Genomic DNA, 21626 nt, shown 5'->3' with positions numbered 1-21626 from the left:
CCATGGCGAAAACCTTGTCGAAACCGGCCAGCGGCGCGCTCGCGCCCTGGCTCGGCATTTCGCTGATCGTGATCCTCTTCGATCAGCTGTCGAAGATCGCGATCCTCAAAACGTTCGCGTACGGCGCGCAGCATGCGCTCACGTCGTTCTTCAACCTCGTGCTGGTGTACAACCGCGGTGCCGCATTCGGTTTCCTGTCGACCGCAAGCGGCTGGCAGCGCTGGGCGTTCACCGCGCTCGGCATCGGCGCGACGCTCGTGATCTGCTACCTGCTTCGCCGTCACGGTCAGCAGCGGCTGTTCAGCCTGTCGCTCGCGCTGATCCTCGGCGGCGCACTCGGCAACGTGATCGACCGGCTCGTCTACGGCCACGTGATCGACTTTCTCGATTTCCACGTCGGTGCGTGGCACTTCCCGGCGTTCAACCTCGCCGACTCCGCGATCACGATCGGCGCGGTGCTGCTGATCTACGACGAACTGCGTCGCGTGCGCGGCTCGCGCTGAACACGCATACTCGGCGTCGGCGGCCGGCTTCGCGCCGGCCGTTCCGTTTGACCCCAGGAGGCCTGAGTTGGCACACGCAGAACTCGCAGGAAAACACCTCGTTCTCGGCCTGACCGGCGGCATCGCCTGCTACAAGATCGCCGAGCTCACACGGCTGCTCGTGAAGGCCGGCGCGACCGTGCAGGTCGTGATGACCGAAGCCGCCACCCAGTTCATCACACCGGTCACGATGCAGGCACTGTCCGGCCGGCCCGTCTACACGAGCCAATGGGACGCACGCGTCGGCAACAACATGGCGCACATCGACCTGTCGCGCGAAGCCGACGCCATCGTGATCGCACCGGCGTCGACGGATTTCCTCGCGAAGCTCGCGCACGGCTTCGCCGACGATCTGCTATCGACGCTGTGCGTCGCACGCGACTGTCCGCTGCTCGTCGTGCCGGCGATGAACCGCCAGATGTGGCAGAACCCGGCCACGCAGCGCAATGCAGCGCAGCTGCGCGCCGACGGTGTGTCGGTGCTCGGCCCCGACTCGGGCGCGCAGGCGTGCGGCGAAGTCGGTGACGGCCGCATGCTCGAACCCGACGCGATCTACGAAGCCATCGTGTCGCACTTTGCGCCGAAGGTGCTCGCGCACCGCCGCGTGCTGATCACGGCCGGCCCGACGTTCGAGCCGCTGGATCCGGTGCGCGGCCTCACGAACCGTTCGAGCGGCAAGATGGGCTTCGCGCTCGCGCGCGCCGCGCAGCAGGCTGGCGCCGACGTGCATCTGGTCGCCGGGCCGGTCGCGCTCGACACGCCGTGGGGTGTGTACCGCCAGGACGTGCAGACGGCCCAGCAGATGTACGACGCTGTCATGCATGCGGTGTCCGACGCGGACATCTTCATCGCGGTCGCCGCGGTCGCCGATTGGCGCGTCGAGCACCCCGCCGAGCACAAGATGAAAAAGACCGCCGATCGCAAGATGCCCGCGCTCGCGTTCGTCGAGAACCCCGACATCCTCGCGTCGGTCGCGGCGTTGCCCGACGCGCCGTTCTGCGTCGGCTTCGCGGCCGAGAGCGGCGATCTCGACGTGCATGGCGACGAGAAGCGCAAGCGCAAGAACGTGCCGCTGCTGGTCGGCAATCTCGGCCCGCTGACGTTCGGCCGCGACGACAACGAAGTCGTGCTGTTCGAGGCGGCCGGCCTCACGCGCCTGCCGCGCGCGCCCAAGGACGAACTCGCGCACGCGCTTGTGGCCGAAATCGCGAAGCGCCTGCCAGACAACCGCCTGATCTGATCCTTTGCGCGGCTGCACGCGCCGCCGCGCCCTTCCCGACCGATTCGACGACTGCATGAAACTCGACCTGAAGATTCTCGACGCGCGCATGCGCGACTACCTGCCCGCGTATGCAACCACCGGCAGCGCCGGCCTCGACCTGCGCGCATGCCTCGACGCGCCCGTCACGTTGCAGCCCGGTGAAACGACGCTGGTGCCGACCGGCCTGGCGATCCACCTCGCCGACCCGGGCTACGCGGCGCTGATCCTGCCGCGCTCCGGCCTCGGCCACAAGCACGGGATCGTGCTCGGCAACCTCGTCGGCCTGATCGATTCCGACTATCAGGGGCAGCTGATGGTGTCGACGTGGAACCGCGGTCAGAGCGAGTTCGTGCTGAACCCGTTCGAGCGCCTTGCGCAGCTCGTGATCGTGCCGGTCGTGCAGGCGCAATTCAACATCGTCAGCGACTTCGCGCAGAGCGATCGCGGCGAAGGCGGCTTCGGCAGCACCGGCCGCCACTGAGCCGCGCAGCGTAAAAAGGGGCCGCGGCCCCTTCTTCTTCCGTTACGGCTCAACGGTTGGCGGTCTGCGCAATGCGCGCCGGTGCGAGTTCGCGTCGCCGCGCCTGCACAATCGTCGCGTAGATCACCATCGCGATCAGCACGCCCAGCAGCACCGCGGACGACCCGACCGTGCCGAGTGCGAGCCCGCCCTTCGCGACAGGTTTCGTCAGCAGATCGCCGACCGTCGCGCCAAACGGCCGCGTGAGCACGAACGCCGCCCAGAACAGCAGTACGCCGGAGATGCGCGTGAAATAGTGCGCGAGCACGATTGCCACGAGCAATCCGCCGATCAACAGCGCGCCGCCGCCGAAGCCGAGGCCCGAGCTGTCCGCGAGGAAATCGCCGAGCGCGGTGCCGAGCGTGTTCGAAAACAGGATCGCGATCCAGTACAGCAATTCAACCTTGCGCGTGCGGATCAGGTCGACCGACAGCGATTCGCCGCTTAGGCGCCACACCGCGAAAATCGCCAGCAGGATCGCGACGAGGATCGACGAGCCGGCCGCATAACCGAGGCCGAGCGTGCGATCCATGAAATCGGACATCGTCGTCCCGGCCGTGCTGGTCGCGACGATCACCGCCCAGTAGATCGCCGGACGATAGCCGGTCGTGCGGAGCTGTGCACCGAGCGTGACGACGAAGAACCCGAACAGCAGGATCGAACTCACGGCGTAGCCGACGTTCAAGGTCATCGACAGCAGGTCGCCGCCGGTTTCGCCAAGCGTCGTCGCGCAGATCTTCATGATCCAGAACGCGAGCGTGATTTCGGGAAGTTTGTTCATTCGAACCCCTTGTACAGATAAGCCGCGGGGCCTGCATTGGCCGCCCCGGCAATGCGGACAGGTTCGAATGTAGCCGTCGGCGGCTTAACGCAACCTTAGCGGCGTCGGAAAGCGACGGCGGACGCTCTCACTCGGCGGCGGCCCCGCACATCAATGCGCATTCAACGCGCGTGTGCGTGCCGGTAATGCAGCGCGTACGCGAGCGTCAACAGCACGACGAACACCACGCCGACCACCATCGTCATCCGGAATTCGCGCGTGAACGCGGTCGTGAGCAAAATCGCGCCGACGAGCGCGGCGCCGAGCAGGCTGCCGAACGGATGACCCCACATCCGGAATGCGAGCACGGGGCCGCTGTAGCGTGCACGGAACCGCAGATGCGTGACAAAAATCATCAGCCACGTGAACAGCGCGCCGAACATCGCGATCGCCATCATCACCGTAAATGCGGTGTCGGGCGACAGCGCGACCAGCACGGCCGCGACCGCGACGCCGCTCGTCGAGATCCACAATGCCGCGCGCGGCACGCCGTTGCTGCCGAGGCGGCCGAACACGGCCGGCGCGAGCCGTGCGCGCGACAGGCTGAACATCATCCGCGTCGTCACGTACAGCTGGCTGTTCATCGCGGACAGCGCCGCGATCAACAGCACGAAGTTGATTACGCCGGCCGCATACGGCACGTGTGTCGCGGCCATCACCTTCACGAACGGGCTTTCGTCGGTACCGGCCTGCGTCCACGGAACGATCGCGAGCATCAGCGCGAGCGTCAGCAGGTAGAACAAAACGAGCCGGAACACCGTCGAGCGGAACGCGCGCGTGACCGCATGCTGCGGATCGCGCGCCTCGCCGGCAGCGATCGCGACCGCCTCGATGCTCATGTAGCTGAAAATTGCGACGATCACCGCGACCCAGGTGCCCCAGGGGCCTTTCGGCATGAAGCCGCCGTGCGCGGTGTAGTTCGCGAAGCCGATGCCGGTATCCGCGGGCGCGGACCATACGAGATAGGCGCCCAGCACGATGAACACGACGATCGCCGCGATCTTCAGCAGCGAGAACGCATATTCGACCGTTCCGTACAGCGTGACGCTCGCAAGATTCACCGCGATCAGCAGCGCCGAGAAGCCAATCACCCAATACCAGCCGGGCACGGACGGGAACCAGTACTTCATGAACACGGCGATCGCACTGATTTCGGTGCCGATCGCGAACACCACCGCGAACCAGTACGCATAGCGCACGAGAAAGCCCGCCAGCGGACCGACGTAGTGCTCGGCGTAAGCGCCGAACGAGCCGGCCGTCGGATGCGCGACCGTCATTTCCGCGAGCGCGCCCATCAGCAGCAGCGCGATCAGCGCGCCGATCGCATACGAAACGAGCACGCTCGGCCCGGCGAGCCCGATCGCGAACCCGCTGCCGAGAAACAGGCCCGTGCCGATCGCGCCGCCGATTGCGATCATCGCCATCTGCCCGGACGTCAGCGCATGGCGCAACCCTTGTTCGCGCGCGACGATGTTGTCGAACGACCGTTGTTGTTGTGTCACTGCGTTGCCACTCCCCTGCACCACCATCGCGCCGCCGGCGCCAGATAAAACGAAACGGCGCGGAGGACTTCCCGCGCCGTTCGCATGAACAACGAATTATCGCTTACTCGACTTCGACCGTCTCTTCGTTCGGCTTGTGCGGCGGATTCGCCAGCTTGTCGAACGACAACTGCACCTTGTCGGCTTCGTCGACGTCGACCGTCACGTGACCGCCGTTCAGCAGCTTGCCGAACAGCAACTCGTCGGCGAGCGCACGGCGGATCGTGTCCTGGATCAACCGCTGCATCGGCCGCGCGCCCATCAGCGGGTCGAAGCCGTGCTTCGCGAGATGCTTGCGCAACGCGTCGGTGAAAAGCGCGTCGACCTTCTTCTCGTGCAGTTGCTCCTCGAGCTGGATCAGGAACTTGTCGACCACGCGCATGATGATTTCCTCATCGAGCGAGCGGAAGCTGATGATCGCGTCCAGACGGTTGCGGAACTCCGGCGTGAACAGGCGCTTGATGTCGGTCATCTCGTCGCCGGTTTCGCGACGCGTCGTGAAGCCGATCGTCGCCTTTTGCATCGACTCCGCGCCGGCGTTCGTCGTCATGATGATGATGACGTTGCGGAAATCCGCCTTGCGGCCGTTGTTGTCCGTCAGCGTGCCGTGGTCCATCACCTGCAGCAGCACGTTGAAGATGTCCGGATGCGCCTTCTCGATTTCGTCGAGCAGCAGCACGCAATGCGGCTTCTTCGTGACGGCTTCGGTCAGGAGGCCGCCCTGGTCGAACCCGACGTAGCCCGGCGGCGCGCCGATCAGTCGGCTCACCGCGTGCCGCTCCATGTATTCCGACATGTCGAAGCGGATCAGCTCGATACCGAGCGTGAACGCGAGCTGGCGCGCCACTTCGGTCTTGCCGACGCCGGTCGGGCCGGAGAACAGGAATGCGCCGATCGGCTTGTCCATCTTGCCGAGGCCCGCGCGCGCCATCTTGATCGACGCGGCGAGTGCATCGATCGCCGGATCCTGGCCGAACACGACGCTCTTCAGGTCGCGATCGAGCGTCTGCAGCTTGCTGCGATCGTCTTGCGACACGCTTTGCGCCGGCACGCGCGCGATCTTCGAAATGATTTCCTCGATCTCGCTCTTGCCGATCGTCTTCTTCTGCTTCGACTTCGGCAGGATGCGCTGCGCGGCGCCCGCCTCGTCGATCACGTCGATCGCCTTGTCCGGCAGATGCCGATCGGTGATGAAGCGTGCCGACAACTCCGCCGCGGCCGACAGCGCGCCCGACGAATACTTGACGCCATGGTGCTCCTCGAAGCGCGACTTCAGCCCGCGCAGGATCGCGACCGTCTGCTCGACGGTCGGCTCCGTCACGTCGACCTTCTGGAAGCGCCGCGACAGCGCCGCATCCTTCTCGAAGATGCCGCGATATTCGGTGAACGTGGTCGCGCCGATGCACTTGAGCGTGCCCGACGACAGCGCCGGCTTCAGCAGATTCGATGCGTCGAGCGTGCCGCCCGATGCGGCGCCCGCGCCGATCAGCGTGTGGATCTCGTCGATGAACAGGATCGCATGCGGGCGCTCCTTCAGTTCCTTCAGCACCGTCTTCAGGCGCTGCTCGAAGTCGCCGCGATACTTGGTGCCCGCGAGCAGCGCGCCCATGTCGAGCGAATACACCTGCGCGTTCGCGAGGATGTCCGGCACTTCGCCGCGCGTGATGCGATAGGCGAGCCCTTCGGCAATCGCCGTCTTGCCGACACCGGCCTCACCGACAAGCAGCGGATTGTTCTTGCGGCGGCGGCACAGCACCTGCACGACGCGCTCGACCTCCGGCTCGCGTCCGATCAGCGGATCGATGCGGCCATCCTTCGCCATCTGGTTCAGGTTCTGCGTGAATTGCGCGAGCGGCGTTTCCTTCTGCGCATTCGCGTCTTCGCTTTCCGCGTTCGCATCCGACGACTTCGCGGCTTCGCCGCCGTTCGTCTTTGCGATGCCGTGCGAAATGAAGTTCACGACGTCGAGGCGCGTGACGCCCTGCTGCTGCAGGTAGTACACCGCGTGCGAGTCCTTCTCGCCGAAGATCGCGACCAGCACGTTCGCGCCGGTGACTTCCTTCTTGCCGTTCGACGTCGACTGGACGTGCATGATCGCGCGCTGGATCACGCGCTGGAAACCGAGCGTCGGCTGGGTATCGACATCGTCGGTGCCCGGGACGGTAGGTGTGTTGTCGTGGATGAAATTGCGCAGGTTCTGACGGAGGTCCTCGATGTTTGCCGCGCACGCGCGCAACACCTCGGCTGCCGTCGGATTATCCAGCAGGGCCAGCAGCAAATGCTCGACCGTAATGAACTCATGGCGCGCCTGGCGTGCTTCCATGAACGCCATGTGCAGGCTGACTTCCAATTCCTGGGCAATCATGCTTCCTCCATCACGCACTGCAGCGGATGCCCGGCCTGCCGCGCATGGGTAACGACTTGCTCAACTTTGGTCGACGCGATGTCCCGCGTATAGACCCCACATACCCCTCGCCCCTCGCGATGGACCTTCAGCATGATCTGCGTGGCCGTCTCGCGATCCTTCTTGAAATACTCCTGTACGACCATCACGACGAACTCCATCGGGGTGAAGTCGTCGTTCAGCAGCACCACCTTGTACATCGAAGGCGGCTTGAGCTTCTGCTGCTTGCGTTCCAGGACGGTGCTGTCCTGCTTGTCCGGGATAATCGCCATACACCCATTCTAAACAACTCGGACAGGCCCGCAATCCTGCCATTACCCGACCGACCGGCCGGCGCCCTCCCTGGTTCCCGACGATGCGCGATCGTCTTCGTGCCATACGAAAGCCGGCTGCGGTGCCGGCTTTCACGCGTGGCGCGGAACACGAACCGTCAGGGGGAGACCGCACCGGACCGTCGCATCCGCATCCAGTATCCCACAAGCCGGACGACTCGATCGCGTGTCACTCGAGCCTGGTATATGAGCCGATTATGCGACTTTTCAAGTCGGCGCGCTTGGCGGCATGCTGCAAAGCAAAGCCGGAAAAACCCTGAAAATGGATTCTTTACAACGGCCCTCCAAACGTCTCAAAATTCCGCTTGACACTCAAATAAAGAGCGCCAACAATCAAGCTGGCACTTTTTTCAATTCGTCTGACGGCGAGATGAAAGAGGCCGATGGTGAGCTTGTGAGGGGGGAACGGCTGTATTTTCCGGTCGTTTAGCTTTTCGAGCGTGCTCGTGGTAAGTAGCAGCGACTGTGTGACAGGGGAAGTAGGAAATGGCAACTGGTATCGTTAAGTGGTTCAACGACGCGAAGGGCTTCGGTTTCATCACTCCCGACGAGGGCGGTGAAGATCTGTTTGCGCACTTCTCGGCCATCAACATGCAGGGCTTCAAGACCCTGAAGGAAGGCCAGAAGGTGAGCTTCGAGGTCGTCCAAGGCCCGAAGGGCAAGCAAGCGTCGAACATCCAGGCCGCATAAAGGCACCGGATATCAGACGAAGAAACCCGGCACCGCGCCGGGTTTCTTTTTTTTCAGGCCGGCCAATCGTTTATTCGATTGGCCGGCCTTTTCGTTCAATCCCGATAATTGAACATACATTGTCTCGTCGCGTGCGCAAATCGAATGCGGACATACGCGTGAAACATATTAGATTGCCGGTTACACGACCTTCAGCGTCCCCATCATGCCGAGATCCTCGTGTTCGAGAATATGGCAGTGAAACATGCGCTCGCCGGGCATGTCTTGCATGACGTGGATCGTCACCGTCTCGCCGCTGCGTACGTTCACCGTGTCGCGCCATGCACGGAACGGCTCGGGCGTGCGCGTTCCGCCTGCTGCGCGCTCGACCACCTGGAATTGCGTGCCATGCACATGAAACGGGTGGTCCATGTCGGTGTCGTTGCGGATCGTCCAGCGCTCGACGTCGCCCGCGCGGCTCGTCAATGTCGCCCGATGTGCGGCGTACACGTCGCCGTTCACCGTGAATCGCATCCCCGCCGGGCGGCCGTGCGCGGGCCCCGCCATCATCGCGTCCATGTCCATTTCTTCGCCGAATGCCACCGTCTTGTCCGCCACCGGCGTGCCCAGCGCGGGTACCGCACGCAGAAGCGCGGGCAGCGGGCGCGCAGCGGCCGGCGCAAACGCAACATCGGCCAGCGGAACTGCCGGATCGGGCGGCAGGCTGCCATGACCGTTGTCGTGCGACATCGCCATCTTGCGGCGGTCGTATTCGGCCGCTTGCAGCACTGCGCGTGACGCGCGGTCGCCGGCGCGCACGAGCAGCTCCGCACGCTCGCCCGGCGCGAGCAGCAGCGACGTCACGCCGCGCGGCGCGTCGAACAGCCCGCCGTCGGTGCCGACGTGCTCGAATGCGCGGCCGTCGTCGAACGCGATGCGCAGATAGCGCGCGCTGCATGCGTTCCATATGCGCCAGCGCTCGTCGCCCGCGAGGTCGATCCGCGGCCGGCGCGCGCCGTTGACCAGTACGAACTGCCCTTCGCGGCCGTTCATCCAGTCCATCATGTCGTTCGGCGGAATCGTGCCGTCGCGCGCGAGCTTGAGGTCGGACACGAACAGGTTGCGTTCCGGCCAGCCGGCGAGCGGATCGTCGGCCGCACGCACGATGAACGGGCCGGCGAGGCCGCGGAACACCTGCTCGGCCGTCATCATGTGCGGATGTGGGTGATACCAGTAGGTGCCGGCACTTCCCTTCGGCAACGTGAAGCGATACACGCGCGACGCGCCCGGCGCGACGGGATCGGCCGGGTTGCCGTCCTGGTCGGGCGGCACCGGCAGGCCGTGCCAGTGGAGCGTCGACGGTTGCGGCAGCTTGTTCACGAAACGGATTTCGACCGTATCGCCCTCGCGCACGTCGATCAGCGGACCGACGACCGGCCCTTGCGTGCCGGTGCCGAATTGCCAGAACGTCGTCGGACGCGCGCCGTGCAGCAGCGGCCGCGCGACCGGCTGTGCGACCAGCGTCGCGCGGAACGTGCCGGGCTCTCGGCTTTCGTTCGCGAGTGTCCGCAGCGATGCGAGCGGCGCGCCGGCCGGCAGCGCATCAGCGGACGCGAGCGTGGCGGGCGCGGGCTTCGCGTGCTGCGGGTGCGCAGCCATCCCGGACATGCCCGGCATGTCGTCCATCTCCATGCCGGCCATGCCAGCGTGACCGGCGTGCTGCGCCGACGCCGTGCGTGCGAACAGCGATGCGGCCGCCACGCCGATGGCGCGCGCCAGGAAGGTTCTCCGTATCATCAATCGTTCCTCGTTATTCGTACCAGGTCGCGCGATCGTCGCGACAGCCGCGCCAATCGGCTCCGGACCAGCGCCCGTGCGCGACGCGGTGACTCATGGCCCGCGTCATCATAACCGCAGCCCGCGGGCGATAAGGCGCGGCACCCAACGAGCGTCGATTCGTCGCAGTACCGGCCGCGCAACCCGGCTCGCGCGCCATCGCCGGCGCGCTTTCCCCAAGCGGGGAATGCTGTGACCGATGCTGCCGCACGCGCCGCAATGGCGATTGCAGCGTTCGGTCCGCCAATTTCGCCGCCGCCCCTCAACGACACTTTTGACCGGCCGCCGACGCCGCCATTTGCACGCCCCCGCGGCACCAACGCGTGGAGTCGCCGATTTTTCACGATGTGCAACAAGTCTCTGCGTTATAAAAATTCGTGGTGCAGGGCACAAATTCGCTGTTTCGCGATGCCAAAAAACGTTCCGCAATACAAAACGCACAAAATATATGCTTGTTTTTCAAAGGAAATTTTTGTTTTGAGAATCCGTTCTACCTGCACCATCGACACCGGCCGCGGACGTAGACTTTGTTCCATGCACTGACGCTTCGTACGCGGTTCGGTACGGAATCCGGCGCAAGCAATCCGTCGGACCACAGCCGGACGAACCGGCGGGCCGCACACCAGAATTGCTTTTGATCTGAAAGGGAGAACGGAAATGAAGGGATTTCGCTTTGGTTCAGCGCTCGGGTCGTTCTACATTCTGCCGGCCAACGGCGGCTGGGAAGCGACGTTCGGCAATGCTTCGCTCGGCGCGTTCTCGTGCCCGGAAGTGGCGGCCGAGCGCATCTCGCGCGGCGACTGTGCGCAGCCGTCCGAACTGGACACCGCCACCCTCGAAGTGCCGGACGAAATCGCCGAATGGGAAATCGTTCACGTCTGAATGGCACGCCTGCAACGAACAACGCCCCGGGCGACCGGGGCGTTTTCATGTTCGGCGCGACGGCGAGCCGCGAAGCCCGCCGTATCGGCTGCCGCTGTCGACGTGGCCCGCGCCGTGGCGCGGCCGGCGTCAGGCGAGCGCGTCGACGATGCCGTTCAGCGTGGCGCTCGGGCGCATCGCCCGGCTCGTGAGTTCGACGCTCGGACGGTAGTAGCCGCCGATCGCTTGCGCGGCGCCCTGCGCGGCCGACAGCTCTTCCAGAATGCGCGCCTCGTTGTCGGACAACGCTTTCGCGACACCTTCGAACTGCGCCTTCAGCGCCGCGTCCTCGGTTTGCTCGGCGAGCGCCTGCGCCCAGTACATGCACAGGTAGAAGTGGCTGCCGCGGTTGTCGAGGCCGCCGACCTTGCGCGCGGGCGACTTGTTCTCGTCAAGGAACTTGCCGGTTGCCTGGTCGAGAGTCTTCGCGAGCACGAGCGCCTTCGGGTTCTGGTAAGCGTGGCCGAGATGCTCGAGCGACGCGGCCAGCGCAAGGAATTCACCGAGCGAATCCCAGCGCAGGAAGCCTTCCTCGACGAACTGCTGCACGTGTTTCGGCGCAGAACCGCCCGCACCCGTTTCGAACATCCCGCCGCCGGCCATCAGCGGCACGATCGACAGCATCTTCGCGCTGGTGCCGAGCTCCATGATCGGGAACAGGTCGGTCAGATAGTCGCGCAGCACGTTGCCGGTGACCGAAATCGTGTCCTTGCCCGCGCGGATGCGCTCGAGCGAGAACCGCGTCGCGTCGACCGGCGTCATGATGCGAATGTCGAGGCCGTTCGTGTCGTGGTCCTTCAGATAGCGTTCGACCTTCGCGATGATCTGCGCGTCGTGCGCGCGTGCCGGATCGAGCCAGAACACGGCCGGCGCGCCGGTCGCGCGCGCGCGGTTCACCGCGAGCTTGACCCAGTCCTGCACCGGCGCGTCCTTCGTCTGGCACATGCGCCAGATGTCGCCCGACTCGACCGCATGCTCGAGCAGCACGTTGCCGGCTTCGTCGATAACGCGCACGACGCCGTCAGCCGGGATCAGGAACGTCTTGTCGTGCGAACCGTATTCCTCGGCCGCCTGCGCCATCAGGCCGACGTTCGGCACGCTGCCCATCGTGACGGGGTCGAACGCGCCATGCTGCTTGCAGTCCTCGATCACAGCCTGGTAGACGCCTGCGTAGCAGCGGTCCGGAATCACGGCCTTCGCGTCGTGCAGTTCGCCGTCCGGGCCCCACATGCAGCCCGACTCGCGGATCATCGCCGGCATCGACGCGTCGACGATCACGTCGCTCGGCACGTGCAGGTTCGTGATGCCCTTGTCCGAGTTGACCATCGCGAGGCGCGGACGCACCGCGTATTCGGCCTTCACGTCGGCTTCGATCGCTTCGCGCGTGTCGGCCGGCAGGTCTTTCAGGCGCGCGTACAGGTCGCCGATCCCGTTGTTCGGGTTGAAACCGGCCTGTGCGAGAACGTCCGCGTGCTTCGCGAGCGCGTCGCGGTAGAACACCGACACGAAGTGACCGAACAGGATCGGATCCGAGACCTTCATCATGGTCGCCTTCAGGTGCACCGAGAACAGCACGTCCTGCGCCTTCGCGTCGGCGATCTGCGCTTCGATGAAGCTGCGCAGCGCCTTGCGGCTCATCACCGATGCGTCGATGATTTCACCGGCCTTCACCGCCGTCTTCTCCTTCAGCACCTTCTTCACGCCGTCGGTTGTCGTGAGTTCGATCTTCACGCTGCCGGCATCGGCGATCAGCGCCGACTTCTCGCTGCCATAGAAGTCGCCTTCGGTCATGTGCGCGACGTGCGCCTTCGACGTCGGCTTCCACGCGCCCATCTTGTGCGGGTGCTTGCGTGCGTAGTTCTTGACCGACAGCGGCGCGCGGCGGTCCGAGTTGCCTTCGCGCAGCACCGGGTTCACCGCGCTGCCCTTGATCTTGTCGTAGCGTGCCTTGACGGCCTTCTCTTCTTCGGTCGCCGGCTCTTCCGGGTACGCCGGCAGCTTGTAGCCCTGCGCCTGCAGTTCGGCGATCGCGGCTTTCAGCTGCGGCACCGATGCGCTGATGTTCGGCAGCTTGATGATGTTCGCTTCAGGCTTCAGCGTGAGCTGGCCCAGTTCGGCCAGATCGTCCGAACCCTTCTGCTCCGGCGGCAGGACGTCGGCGAATGCCGCAATGATGCGGCCGGCGAGCGAAATGTCGCGCGTTTCGACGGCGACGCCGGACGAGCGCGTGAAAGCCTTGACGATCGGCAGCAGCGAATAGGTCGCGAGCGCGGGCGCTTCGTCGGTGAGGGTGTAGATGATCTTGGGCGAAGTGGACATGGTCGATGCGTTGCTACGTGAAAATTTTTGACTGAAGAGCGCCGGCGGTAACCGGCGGGGAGCGACCGGGTCGGTCGCGAAAGGGGCGCGCCGGCTCAGCCGGGCGGCGGTGTTGCGAGGGCCGTCATGTTCTACCTTGCAGGGCATCCGGGCCGCATCGCGGCGCCGCGGCCCGCACGCCGGACCGCCCTGCCAACAAACCTGCCGTTCACGAAACGCCCCGGCGCCCGGCAGCAGGCGCCGGGGCGGCCGGCTCTACGCCGGCCTACCCCGGAAGGGGACTTACATGTTCTCGATCAGCACTTCGCCGAAACCGGAGCACGAAACCTGCGTCGCACCTTCCATCAGGCGTGCGAAGTCGTACGTGACGCGCTTCTGCAGGATCGACTTTTCCATCGCGGCGATGATCGTATCGGCCGCTTCCGTCCAGCCGAGGTGGCGCAGCATCATTTCCGCCGACAGGATCTCGGAACCGGGGTTCACGTAATCCTTGCCCGCATACTTCGGCGCCGTGCCATGGGTTGCCTCGAACATCGCGACCGAGTCCGACAGGTTCGCGCCCGGCGCGATCCCGATGCCGCCGACCTGCGCGGCCAGCGCGTCGGAGATGTAGTCGCCGTTCAGGTTCAGCGTCGCGATCACGTCGTATTCGGCCGGGCGCAGCAGGATTTGCTGCAGGAATGCGTCGGCGATGGAATCCTTGATGACGATCTCGTTGCCCGTCTTCGGGTTCTTCACGCGCATCCATGGGCCGCCGTCGATCAGTTCGCCGCCGAATTCCTTCTGCGCGAGCGCGTAGCCGGCGTCACGGAACAGGCCTTCCGTGAACTTCATGATGTTGCCCTTGTGCACGAGCGTGACGGACTTGCGGTCGTTGTCGATCGCGTACTGGATCGCCTTGCGCACGAGACGCTCGGTGCCTTCGGTCGACACGGGCTTCACGCCGATCCCGGAGGTTTCCGGGAAGCGGATTTTCTTCACGCCCATCTCGTCCTGCAGGAACTTGATCACCTTCTTCGCCTGCTCGGAGCCCGCGGCCCATTCGATACCGGCGTAAATATCTTCCGAGTTCTCGCGGAAAATCACCATGTCGATCTTCTGCGGCTCGCGCACCGGCGACGGCACGCCCTTGAAGTACTGGACCGGGCGCAGGCACACGTAGAGGTCGAGTTCCTGGCGCAGCGCGACGTTCAGCGAACGGATGCCGCCGCCGACCGGCGTCGTGAGCGGCCCCTTGATCGACACCACGTATTCCTTCAGCACTTGCAGCGTTTCGTCCGGCAGCCACACGTCCGGACCGTACACCTTCGTCGCCTTCTCGCCCGCGAAGATCTCCATCCAGTGGATCTTGCGCTTGCCCTTGTATGCATGCGCGACAGCCGCGTCGACCACCTTGATCATGACCGGCGTGATATCGAAGCCCGTACCGTCGCCTTCGATATAGGGAATGATCGGCTGATCGGAAACGTTGAGCGAGAAGTCCTTGTTGACGGTGATCTTGTCACCGCCCTCCGGAACCTTGATGTGCTGATACGGCATGATCGACTCCAGTGACGTGGCTGAGCAGGTGATGCTGGTCGAAACTGCGCGCGCGGCGGGGCGGCCTTCGCCACCCTCGTGACGGCAACAGCGAGCCGCTATTCTAGCGCCCCAACCGGGCGCGGCGGCACGAAGCGCGACGCTGCGTATCAAGTCTTCCCTTATGTCTTATATAAGACAGAGGACTTGCCGTTCCGTATTATGCATTAAGATTCCGCCATTTGCCATAGACCGCCCGCGCCGCCTCCGGCGGCACGCCGGGCGCGCCCCGCCATGCCCCTGATCGCCCTCAACAAGCCGTTCGGCACCATTTGCCAGTTTTCCGCTCACGAGACGCGGCCGTCGCTCGGCGACTGGGTAAAAACGCCCGGCGTCTACCCGGCCGGCCGGCTCGACGCGGACAGCGAGGGCCTGCTGCTGCTCACCGACGACGGCGCGCTGCAGGCGCGCATCGCGGAACCCCGCCACAAGCTCGTGAAGCGCTACTGGGCGCAGGTCGACGGCGCACCGCGGCCGGCCGACCTGAAGGCGCTCGCGCGCGGCGTCGATCTCGGCGATTACGTGACACGTCCGTGCCGGGCGGAATTCATCGAGCCGCCCGACGCGCTGTGGCCGCGCAACCCGCCGATCCGCTACCGCGCGGCGATTCCGACGACGTGGATCGAGCTGGCCATCACCGAAGGCAAGAATCGGCAGGTGCGCCGGATGACGGCCGCGGTCGGCTTCCCGACGTTGCGTCTCGTGCGCGTGGGCATCGGCGCACTCGACATATTCGCGCTCGGCATTGCACCGGGCGAAACAATCGCACTGCCGCCGCGCGCGCCGTGGGACGGTTTCGCACACGCTGGATGACGGTTCCGGCGACGCGCGATTTTTCGTCATCTTTTTCGTCAACCGCCGGCGAACATCGTGCGTTAAACCACGCAGATGCCACCCTTAGCTATCCGGCATTGGCAGCCGAACCGGTATTTGCGTGTTTGCGTCACGAAAGCGACGCTTTCTTCGAATACGATTCGGCGCCCGCAGCGCAAAGAGAAATTTCTCGAAGCGTCTGTCAACCGAAAGGTGGATGGCACCGTTAGACGACATGACTCCTATTGCCGGGTCATTTGGTTAATTAACTAAAGCTGAGGAACACAACATGAACAAACTGATCGCTGCTCTGGTCGCTGGTCTCTTCGCAACGGCTGCTTTCGCACAAGCTTCGGCTCCGGAAGCTGCTTCGGCTGCTGCTCCGGCAGCTGCTTCGGCACCGGCAAAGCACAAGGCTGCCAAGAAGCACCACGCAAAGAAGCACCACGCAGCTAAGAAGGCTGCTAGCGAAGCCGAAGCTCCGGCAGCTGCTTCGAACTAAGCAAGCTGGTTGTAATAACGCAGTCAAGAACACGCAGTCTTGCCGTTCTTACGGCGTTGAAAGGCAGATCACCGCGAGGCGATCTGCCTTTTTCTTTTTGTGCCCGCCGGCGCGCTTCGCGTACCATGCGGGTCTTGTTTTCCCGATAGGAGCCCTGCTGTGCGATTCTCCCTGCGCTCGTCGCTCGGCCGCCTTGCGCGCGCCGCCGTGTTTCCCGCCGCGCTCGCCGTCCTCGCACTCGGCATGCAGACCGCCCACGCGCAGATCCCGCCCGGCGCCAAGCAACCGAGCGAATTCCCGCGCGTGAAGTTGCGCGCCGGCATGTACGTGATCGACGCGGCCGTCGCCGCAAACGACGCCGACCGCGAACAGGGGTTGATGTACCGGTCACAGCTCGCGCCGAACGAAGGCATGCTGTTCGTATTCAACGAGAACGCCGTGCACTGCTTCTGGATGAAGAACACGCTGATTCCGCTGTCGATCGCGTTCATTCGCGCGGACGGCACGATTACCGACATCGACGAGATGAAGGCCGAGACGACCGACAACCACTGCCCGCGCAACAATGGCGTCTATGCGCTCGAGATGAGCAAGGGCTGGTTCGCCGCGAAGGGGATCAAGCCGGGCATGAAGCTCGACGGGCTGCCCAAGCCGTAATAACGGCGAACGGGGCGCCGCCGCCCGCGCATCGACCGAAGCCGGCCGCTCGCAGCGCGCCGGCTTTTTTTACGGCCCGACAGCGGCGGCCGCCTTGATTCGGCCGACGGCGCCCGCATCTGCAAAAGCCACCGACAAGCGCTATCCTTTAAATCTCGCTTGTTCCACGTCCGGGCCGGCCGCAGCCGGTCCCCTTACGATCCGAACCACCAGGAGGTTCACGTGCCCCGCAAAACCCCCATCGAGCGCTATCGCAACATCGGGATCAGCGCTCACATCGATGCCGGCAAGACCACGACGACCGAGCGCATCCTGTTTTACACCGGCGTGAGCCACAAGATCGGTGAAGTGCACGACGGCGCGGCCACGATGGACTGGATGGAGCAGGAGCAGGAACGCGGCATCACGATCACGTCGGCCGCGACCACGGCCTTCTGGAAAGGCATGGCCGGCAATTATCCGGAACACCGGATCAACATCATCGACACCCCCGGGCACGTCGACTTCACGATCGAGGTCGAGCGCTCGATGCGCGTGCTCGACGGCGCGTGCATGGTCTACGACTCGGTCGGCGGCGTGCAGCCTCAGTCCGAAACCGTGTGGCGTCAGGCGAACAAGTACAAGGTGCCGCGCATCGCGTTCGTCAACAAGATGGACCGCGTCGGCGCCGACTTCTTCCGCGTGCAGAAGCAGATCGGCGAGCGCCTGAAGGGCGTCGCCGTGCCGATCCAGATTCCGATCGGCGCGGAAGATCATTTCCAGGGCGTCGTCGATCTCGTGAAGATGAAGGCAATCGTGTGGGACGACGAAAGCCAGGGCGTGAAATTCACGTACGAGGACATCCCGGCGAATCTTGTCGATCTCGCGCACGAATGGCGCGAGAAGATGGTCGAGGCCGCAGCCGAAGCGAGCGAGGAACTGCTCGAGAAGTATCTGCACGACCATGAATCGCTGACCGAGGACGAGATCAAGGCCGCGCTGCGCCAGCGCACGATCGCCAACGAGATCGTGCCGATGCTGTGCGGCAGCGCGTTCAAGAACAAGGGGGTGCAAGCGATGCTCGACGCGGTGATCGACTACCTGCCGTCGCCGGTCGACGTGCCCGCGATTCTCGGCCACGACTTCGCCGATCCGGAAAAGCCGGCGGAACGTCATCCGAGCGATGACGAGCCGTTCTCGTCGCTCGCGTTCAAGATCATGACCGACCCGTTCGTCGGCCAGCTGATCTTCTTCCGCGTGTATTCGGGCGTCGTCGAATCGGGCGACACGGTGCTGAACGCGACGAAGGACAAGAAGGAACGGCTCGGCCGGATCCTGCAGATGCACGCGAACGAGCGCAAGGAAATCAAGGAAGTGCGCGCGGGCGACATCGCGGCGGCAGTCGGCCTGAAGGAAGCGACGACGGGCGACACGCTGTGCGATCCGGCCAAACCGATCATCCTCGAGAAGATGGAATTCCCGGAGCCGGTGATCTCTCAGGCCGTCGAGCCGAAAACGAAGGCCGACCAGGAAAAGATGGGCCTCGCGCTGAACCGCCTCGCGCAGGAAGACCCGTCGTTCCGCGTGCAGACCGACGAGGAATCCGGCCAGACCATCATTTCGGGGATGGGCGAGCTCCACCTCGAAATCCTGGTCGACCGGATGAAGCGCGAGTTCGGCGTCGAGGCGACGGTCGGCAAACCGCAGGTCGCGTATCGCGAAACGGTGCGCACGACGGCGGCCGACGTCGAAGGCAAGTTCGTCAAGCAGTCGGGCGGCCGCGGCCAGTACGGGCATGCGGTGATCACGCTCGAGCCGAACCCGGGCAAAGGCTACGAGTTCCTCGACGAGATCAAGGGCGGCGTGATTCCTCGCGAATACATCCCGGCGGTCGACAAGGGCATCCAGGACACGCTGAAGAGCGGCGTGCTCGCCGGCTACCCGGTCGTCGACGTGAAGGTGCACTTGACGTTCGGGTCGTACCACGACGTCGACTCGAACGAAAACGCGTTCCGGATGGCCGGCTCGATGGCGTTCAAGGAAGCGATGCGCAAGGCGAAGCCGGTGCTGCTCGAGCCGATGATGGCGGTGGAGGTCGAAACGCCCGAGGACTTCATGGGCAACGTGATGGGCGACCTGTCGAGCCGGCGCGGCATCGTGCAGGGAATGGACGACATCGCCGGCGGCGGCGGCAAGCTCGTGCGCGCCGAGGTGCCGCTCGCCGAGATGTTCGGCTATTCGACATCGCTGCGCTCCGCGACGCAGGGGCGCGCCACCTACACGATGGAGTTCAAGCACTACGCGGAAACGCCGACGAACGTGTCGGAAGCGGTGATCAGTGCGAAGGCGAAGTAAGCACGGGGCAGTACGCTGCCGTTAGTCGAAGCCCGTCCGGTTCCGGATGGGCTTTTTTTCGTCTACCGCACGGGCGGTCTTTTTGGCCGCCACGCCGGCATTTTTTTCGCATGACACAATCCATCGTGATTCGTCCGATGGAAACGCCCCGATGCCGACCACCCCTGCCCTGCGCCGGCTGCTGATGCTGTATGCCGGCCTGATCGCCGCGAACGCCGCCGTCTGGCTGTGGGCGCTCGCGGTGCTGCGCGACCATCCGCTGCTGCTCGGTACCGCGGCGATCGCATACGGCCTCGGGCTGCGTCATGCGGTCGATGCCGATCACATCGCCGCGATCGACGTCGCGACGCGCAAGCTGATGCAGGACGGGCAGCGCCCGGTGACCGTCGGCCTGTTCTTCTCGCTCGGCCACTCGACGATCGTGATCGCCGCGACGCTCGGCATCGCGCTGACCGCATTCGCGCTGCGCGATCGCTTCGACGCATTCCGCGCGATCGGCGGCACGATCGGCACGGCGGTGTCCGCGACGTTCCTGCTGGTGCTCGCGGGGATGAACCTCGCGATCCTGCGCGACGTATGGCGACGCTATCGCGGCGCGCCGGGCCACGCGCACGGCGCCGCCCACACGCATCGCACGGGCGGCCTGGTGGCGCGGCTGCTGCGCCCGCTGTTCCGGTTCGTGTCGAAGAGCTGGCACATGTATCCCGTCGGCGTACTGTTCGGCCTCGGTTTCGATACTGCAACGGAAATCGCGCTGCTCGCGATCGCGGCCGCTCAGGCGACCCATGCGCTGCCGGTCTACACGATCATGCTGTTTCCCGCGCTGTTCGCGGCCGGCATGACGCTAATCGACTCCACCGACAACGTGCTGATGATTCATGCCTACGGTTGGGCAATGGACGATCCGCAGCGCAAGCTGCTCTACAACGCGAGCATCACGCTCGTGTCCGCCGCCGTCGCGCTCGCGGTCGGCGGAATCGAGGCGGCCGGCCTGCTCGCGGACAAGCTGTCGCTGACGGGCCCCGTGCGCGACGCGCTCGATGCGCTTGGCGAGCATTTCGGCACCATCGGTTACGGCATCGTCGCGCTGTTTCTGATCTGCTGGATCGCATCGATCCTGTGCCACCGGTGGCTGCGCGCTGCCGATGCGACGGCACGCTGACCGTAGTCAGACGTTTCACTTCCGAAACAAAAACCCGACACGGCACTTCCCCCGGTTGCCAGGGATCCGGGCGCGCCTTGCGCCGCGGGCATAGCGAGCCGATGGCACGAATCTCGCAGTAACGGATTCGCACGGCGGGCCCGCGTGCCGACTCGTGTTCGCGACTGGCCTCCTGTGCCGGTCCGATACGTGTCGGCTGCCGAAACGACAATGCATCGTTGCTGGTCCCCTGCATCACACGTTGATGAACGCGCGTGACGAGGCATCGCGCGCATCGGGAGGCCAATGATGAGCATAACGAAACAATCGTCCCGCGTGACGGGACGATGCTATCGCATGACCCTGCTGGCCGCAGCCGCGATTGCGTGCTGCTCGTATGCCAGCGCGCAGGACGCGACAGCCGTGGTTCCGGTGACTGTACTGCCGGATAACGGCTCCTCGACTACCCCGTCAACCCAGGTGCCCGATGCCGCAGCCAATGCGGACACCGGCGCGGACGCCGTGATGATGCTGGCCGAGAACGCGGCGACGTGCGGTGCCAATCCCGCTGCTTGTGCGGTACACGTGTATGCCAGCCGGGGTGTCGGCAACGGGGCCGGTGGCAGCGGAGGAGGCAACTCGGGTGGCAGCACGGGCAGCGGTGGCAACAACGGCAACGGCGCCGTGGGCCCGGCCGGCGTCGGCGGGACGAACGGTTCCGGCGGTACAGGCCGCGGGGGCAATGCCTCCGGCAGTGGGGGTTCAGGTGGCACTTCCGGGGGCGGGGCTTCGGGTGGCGGCGACGGCGGTGGTGGACATGGAGGGGGTGGCGGCTCCAGCGGTGGTTCCGGTGGTGGTTCCGGTGGTGGCTCCGGTGGTGGCTCAGGCGGCGGCTCAGGCGGCGGCTCAGGCGGTGGTTCCAGCGGTGGTTCCGGCGGTGGTTCCGGCGGTGGCTCCGGCGGCGGCGGCTCCGGCGGTGGTTCGGGTGGTGGCTCCGGTGGCGGTTCCGGTGGCGGTTCCGGTGGCGGTTCCGGTGGCGGTTCCGGCGGTGGTTCCGGTGGTGGTTCCGGTGGTGGTTCCGGTGGTGGTTCCGGTGGTGGTTCCGGTGGCGGTTCCGGCGGCGGTCACGGTGGCGGTTCCGGCGGTGGCTCCGGCGGCGGCTCCGGCGGTGGTTCCGGTGGCGGTTCCGGCGGCGGTCACGGTGGCGGTTCCGGCGGTGGCTCCGGCGGTGGCTCCGGCGGTGGTTCCGGCGGTGGTCACGGTGGCGGCTCCGGTGGCGGTTCCGGAGGTGGCTCCGGTGGCGGCTCTGGCGGTGGTTCCGGCGGTGGTTCCGGCGGTGGTTCCGGCGGTGGTTCCGGTGGCGGTCACGGTGGCGGCTCTGGTGGCGGTTCCGGAGGTGGCTCGGGCGGTGGTTCCGGTGGCGGTCACGGTGGCGG

The 21626-nt window shown here is 65.2% G+C and carries 19 protein-coding genes; 12 read left to right on the top strand and 7 right to left on the bottom strand.

Annotated features, from left to right (window positions below; translation table 11 throughout):
* Nucleotides 1–2: 2 nt before the first annotated feature.
* The 3 genes from lspA (at nt 3) to dut (ending at nt 2284) form a co-directional block, all read left to right on the top strand.
* Nucleotides 3–503, top strand: a complete 501-nt coding sequence (gene lspA, locus KDW55_RS26110) for a signal peptidase II (RefSeq protein ID WP_040141536.1) — start codon at nt 3–5, stop codon at nt 501–503.
* Between the two features lie 67 nt (nt 504–570).
* Nucleotides 571–1782 (top strand): bifunctional phosphopantothenoylcysteine decarboxylase/phosphopantothenate--cysteine ligase CoaBC, encoded by a 1212-nt coding sequence (gene coaBC, locus KDW55_RS26105; protein ID WP_059548766.1) that lies wholly within the window; start codon nt 571–573, stop codon nt 1780–1782.
* 55 nt (nt 1783–1837) lie between these two features.
* On the top strand, nt 1838–2284 hold the full coding sequence (dut, locus tag KDW55_RS26100) for a dUTP diphosphatase (RefSeq protein ID WP_040144778.1): 447 nt from the start codon (nt 1838–1840) through the stop codon (nt 2282–2284).
* Nucleotides 2285–2333: 49 nt separating this feature from the next.
* Here dut and KDW55_RS26095 read toward each other — a convergent pair whose 3' ends face one another.
* From KDW55_RS26095 to clpS, 4 genes are all read right to left on the bottom strand, one after another.
* Nucleotides 2334–3104 carry a membrane protein gene (locus KDW55_RS26095; protein ID WP_040141540.1) on the bottom strand — a complete coding sequence of 257 codons (771 nt, stop codon included), beginning with the start codon at nt 3102–3104 and terminating at the stop codon, nt 2334–2336.
* A gap of 161 nt (nt 3105–3265) precedes the next feature.
* On the bottom strand, nt 3266–4645 hold the full coding sequence (locus KDW55_RS26090; protein WP_040144779.1) for an amino acid permease: 1380 nt from the start codon (nt 4643–4645) through the stop codon (nt 3266–3268).
* Nucleotides 4646–4748: 103 nt separating this feature from the next.
* Complete coding sequence (gene clpA, locus KDW55_RS26085; RefSeq protein WP_040141542.1) at nt 4749–7049, bottom strand: ATP-dependent Clp protease ATP-binding subunit ClpA; 2301 nt, start codon at nt 7047–7049, stop codon at nt 4749–4751.
* Complete coding sequence (gene clpS / locus KDW55_RS26080; RefSeq protein WP_006398529.1) at nt 7046–7360, bottom strand: ATP-dependent Clp protease adapter ClpS; 315 nt, start codon at nt 7358–7360, stop codon at nt 7046–7048. The genes clpA and clpS overlap by 4 nt, the downstream gene beginning before the upstream one ends.
* 289 nt (nt 7361–7649) lie before the next feature.
* Between clpS and KDW55_RS26075 the strand changes: the two genes are divergently transcribed.
* Both KDW55_RS26075 and KDW55_RS26070 read left to right on the top strand, forming a co-directional pair.
* Nucleotides 7650–7850, top strand: a complete 201-nt coding sequence (locus KDW55_RS26075) for a hypothetical protein (RefSeq protein ID WP_156432241.1) — start codon at nt 7650–7652, stop codon at nt 7848–7850.
* A 56-nt stretch (nt 7851–7906) separates the two neighbouring features.
* The gene (locus tag KDW55_RS26070; protein WP_004196460.1) at nt 7907–8110 is read left to right on the top strand and encodes a cold-shock protein; all 204 of its coding nucleotides are present in this window, start codon (nt 7907–7909) and stop codon (nt 8108–8110) included.
* 180 nt (nt 8111–8290) lie between these two features.
* Here KDW55_RS26070 and KDW55_RS26065 read toward each other — a convergent pair whose 3' ends face one another.
* The gene (locus KDW55_RS26065; protein WP_059548763.1) at nt 8291–9886 is read right to left on the bottom strand and encodes a multicopper oxidase family protein; all 1596 of its coding nucleotides are present in this window, start codon (nt 9884–9886) and stop codon (nt 8291–8293) included.
* A gap of 696 nt (nt 9887–10582) precedes the next feature.
* Here KDW55_RS26065 and KDW55_RS26060 point away from each other — a divergent pair.
* Nucleotides 10583–10807, top strand: coding sequence for a hypothetical protein (locus KDW55_RS26060; protein ID WP_040141556.1), 225 nt, complete (start codon nt 10583–10585; stop codon nt 10805–10807).
* Between the two features lie 129 nt (nt 10808–10936).
* Here KDW55_RS26060 and KDW55_RS26055 read toward each other — a convergent pair whose 3' ends face one another.
* On the bottom strand, nt 10937–13165 hold the full coding sequence (locus tag KDW55_RS26055; RefSeq protein WP_040141558.1) for an NADP-dependent isocitrate dehydrogenase: 2229 nt from the start codon (nt 13163–13165) through the stop codon (nt 10937–10939).
* A gap of 282 nt (nt 13166–13447) precedes the next feature.
* Nucleotides 13448–14704 carry an NADP-dependent isocitrate dehydrogenase gene (gene icd, locus KDW55_RS26050; protein WP_006478026.1) on the bottom strand — a complete coding sequence of 419 codons (1257 nt, stop codon included), beginning with the start codon at nt 14702–14704 and terminating at the stop codon, nt 13448–13450.
* 273 nt (nt 14705–14977) lie between these two features.
* Between icd and KDW55_RS26045 the strand changes: the two genes are divergently transcribed.
* The 6 genes from KDW55_RS26045 to KDW55_RS29790 form a co-directional block, all read left to right on the top strand.
* Nucleotides 14978–15556, top strand: a complete 579-nt coding sequence (locus KDW55_RS26045) for a pseudouridine synthase (RefSeq protein WP_040141562.1) — start codon at nt 14978–14980, stop codon at nt 15554–15556.
* A gap of 289 nt (nt 15557–15845) precedes the next feature.
* Entirely contained in the window at nt 15846–16058 is a 213-nt protein-coding gene (locus KDW55_RS26040; protein WP_006398520.1) for a hypothetical protein, read from the top strand.
* 159 nt (nt 16059–16217) lie between these two features.
* Complete coding sequence (locus KDW55_RS26035) at nt 16218–16715, top strand: DUF192 domain-containing protein (RefSeq protein WP_059548759.1); 498 nt, start codon at nt 16218–16220, stop codon at nt 16713–16715.
* Between the two features lie 222 nt (nt 16716–16937).
* Nucleotides 16938–19049, top strand: coding sequence for an elongation factor G (gene fusA / locus KDW55_RS26030; RefSeq protein ID WP_040141565.1), 2112 nt, complete (start codon nt 16938–16940; stop codon nt 19047–19049).
* 151 nt (nt 19050–19200) lie between these two features.
* Nucleotides 19201–20211, top strand: a complete 1011-nt coding sequence (locus KDW55_RS26025; protein WP_212161558.1) for a HoxN/HupN/NixA family nickel/cobalt transporter — start codon at nt 19201–19203, stop codon at nt 20209–20211.
* Between the two features lie 787 nt (nt 20212–20998).
* The coding region (locus KDW55_RS29790) for a hypothetical protein (protein ID WP_212198080.1) at nt 20999–21626 on the top strand (628 nt) is incomplete at its 3' end.

The sequence above is a fragment of the Burkholderia sp. AU19243 genome (genome assembly GCF_018148075.1).
Lineage (GTDB): Bacteria > Pseudomonadota > Gammaproteobacteria > Burkholderiales > Burkholderiaceae > Burkholderia > Burkholderia latens_A.
This window is presented reverse-complemented; position numbering and strand designations above follow the sequence as displayed.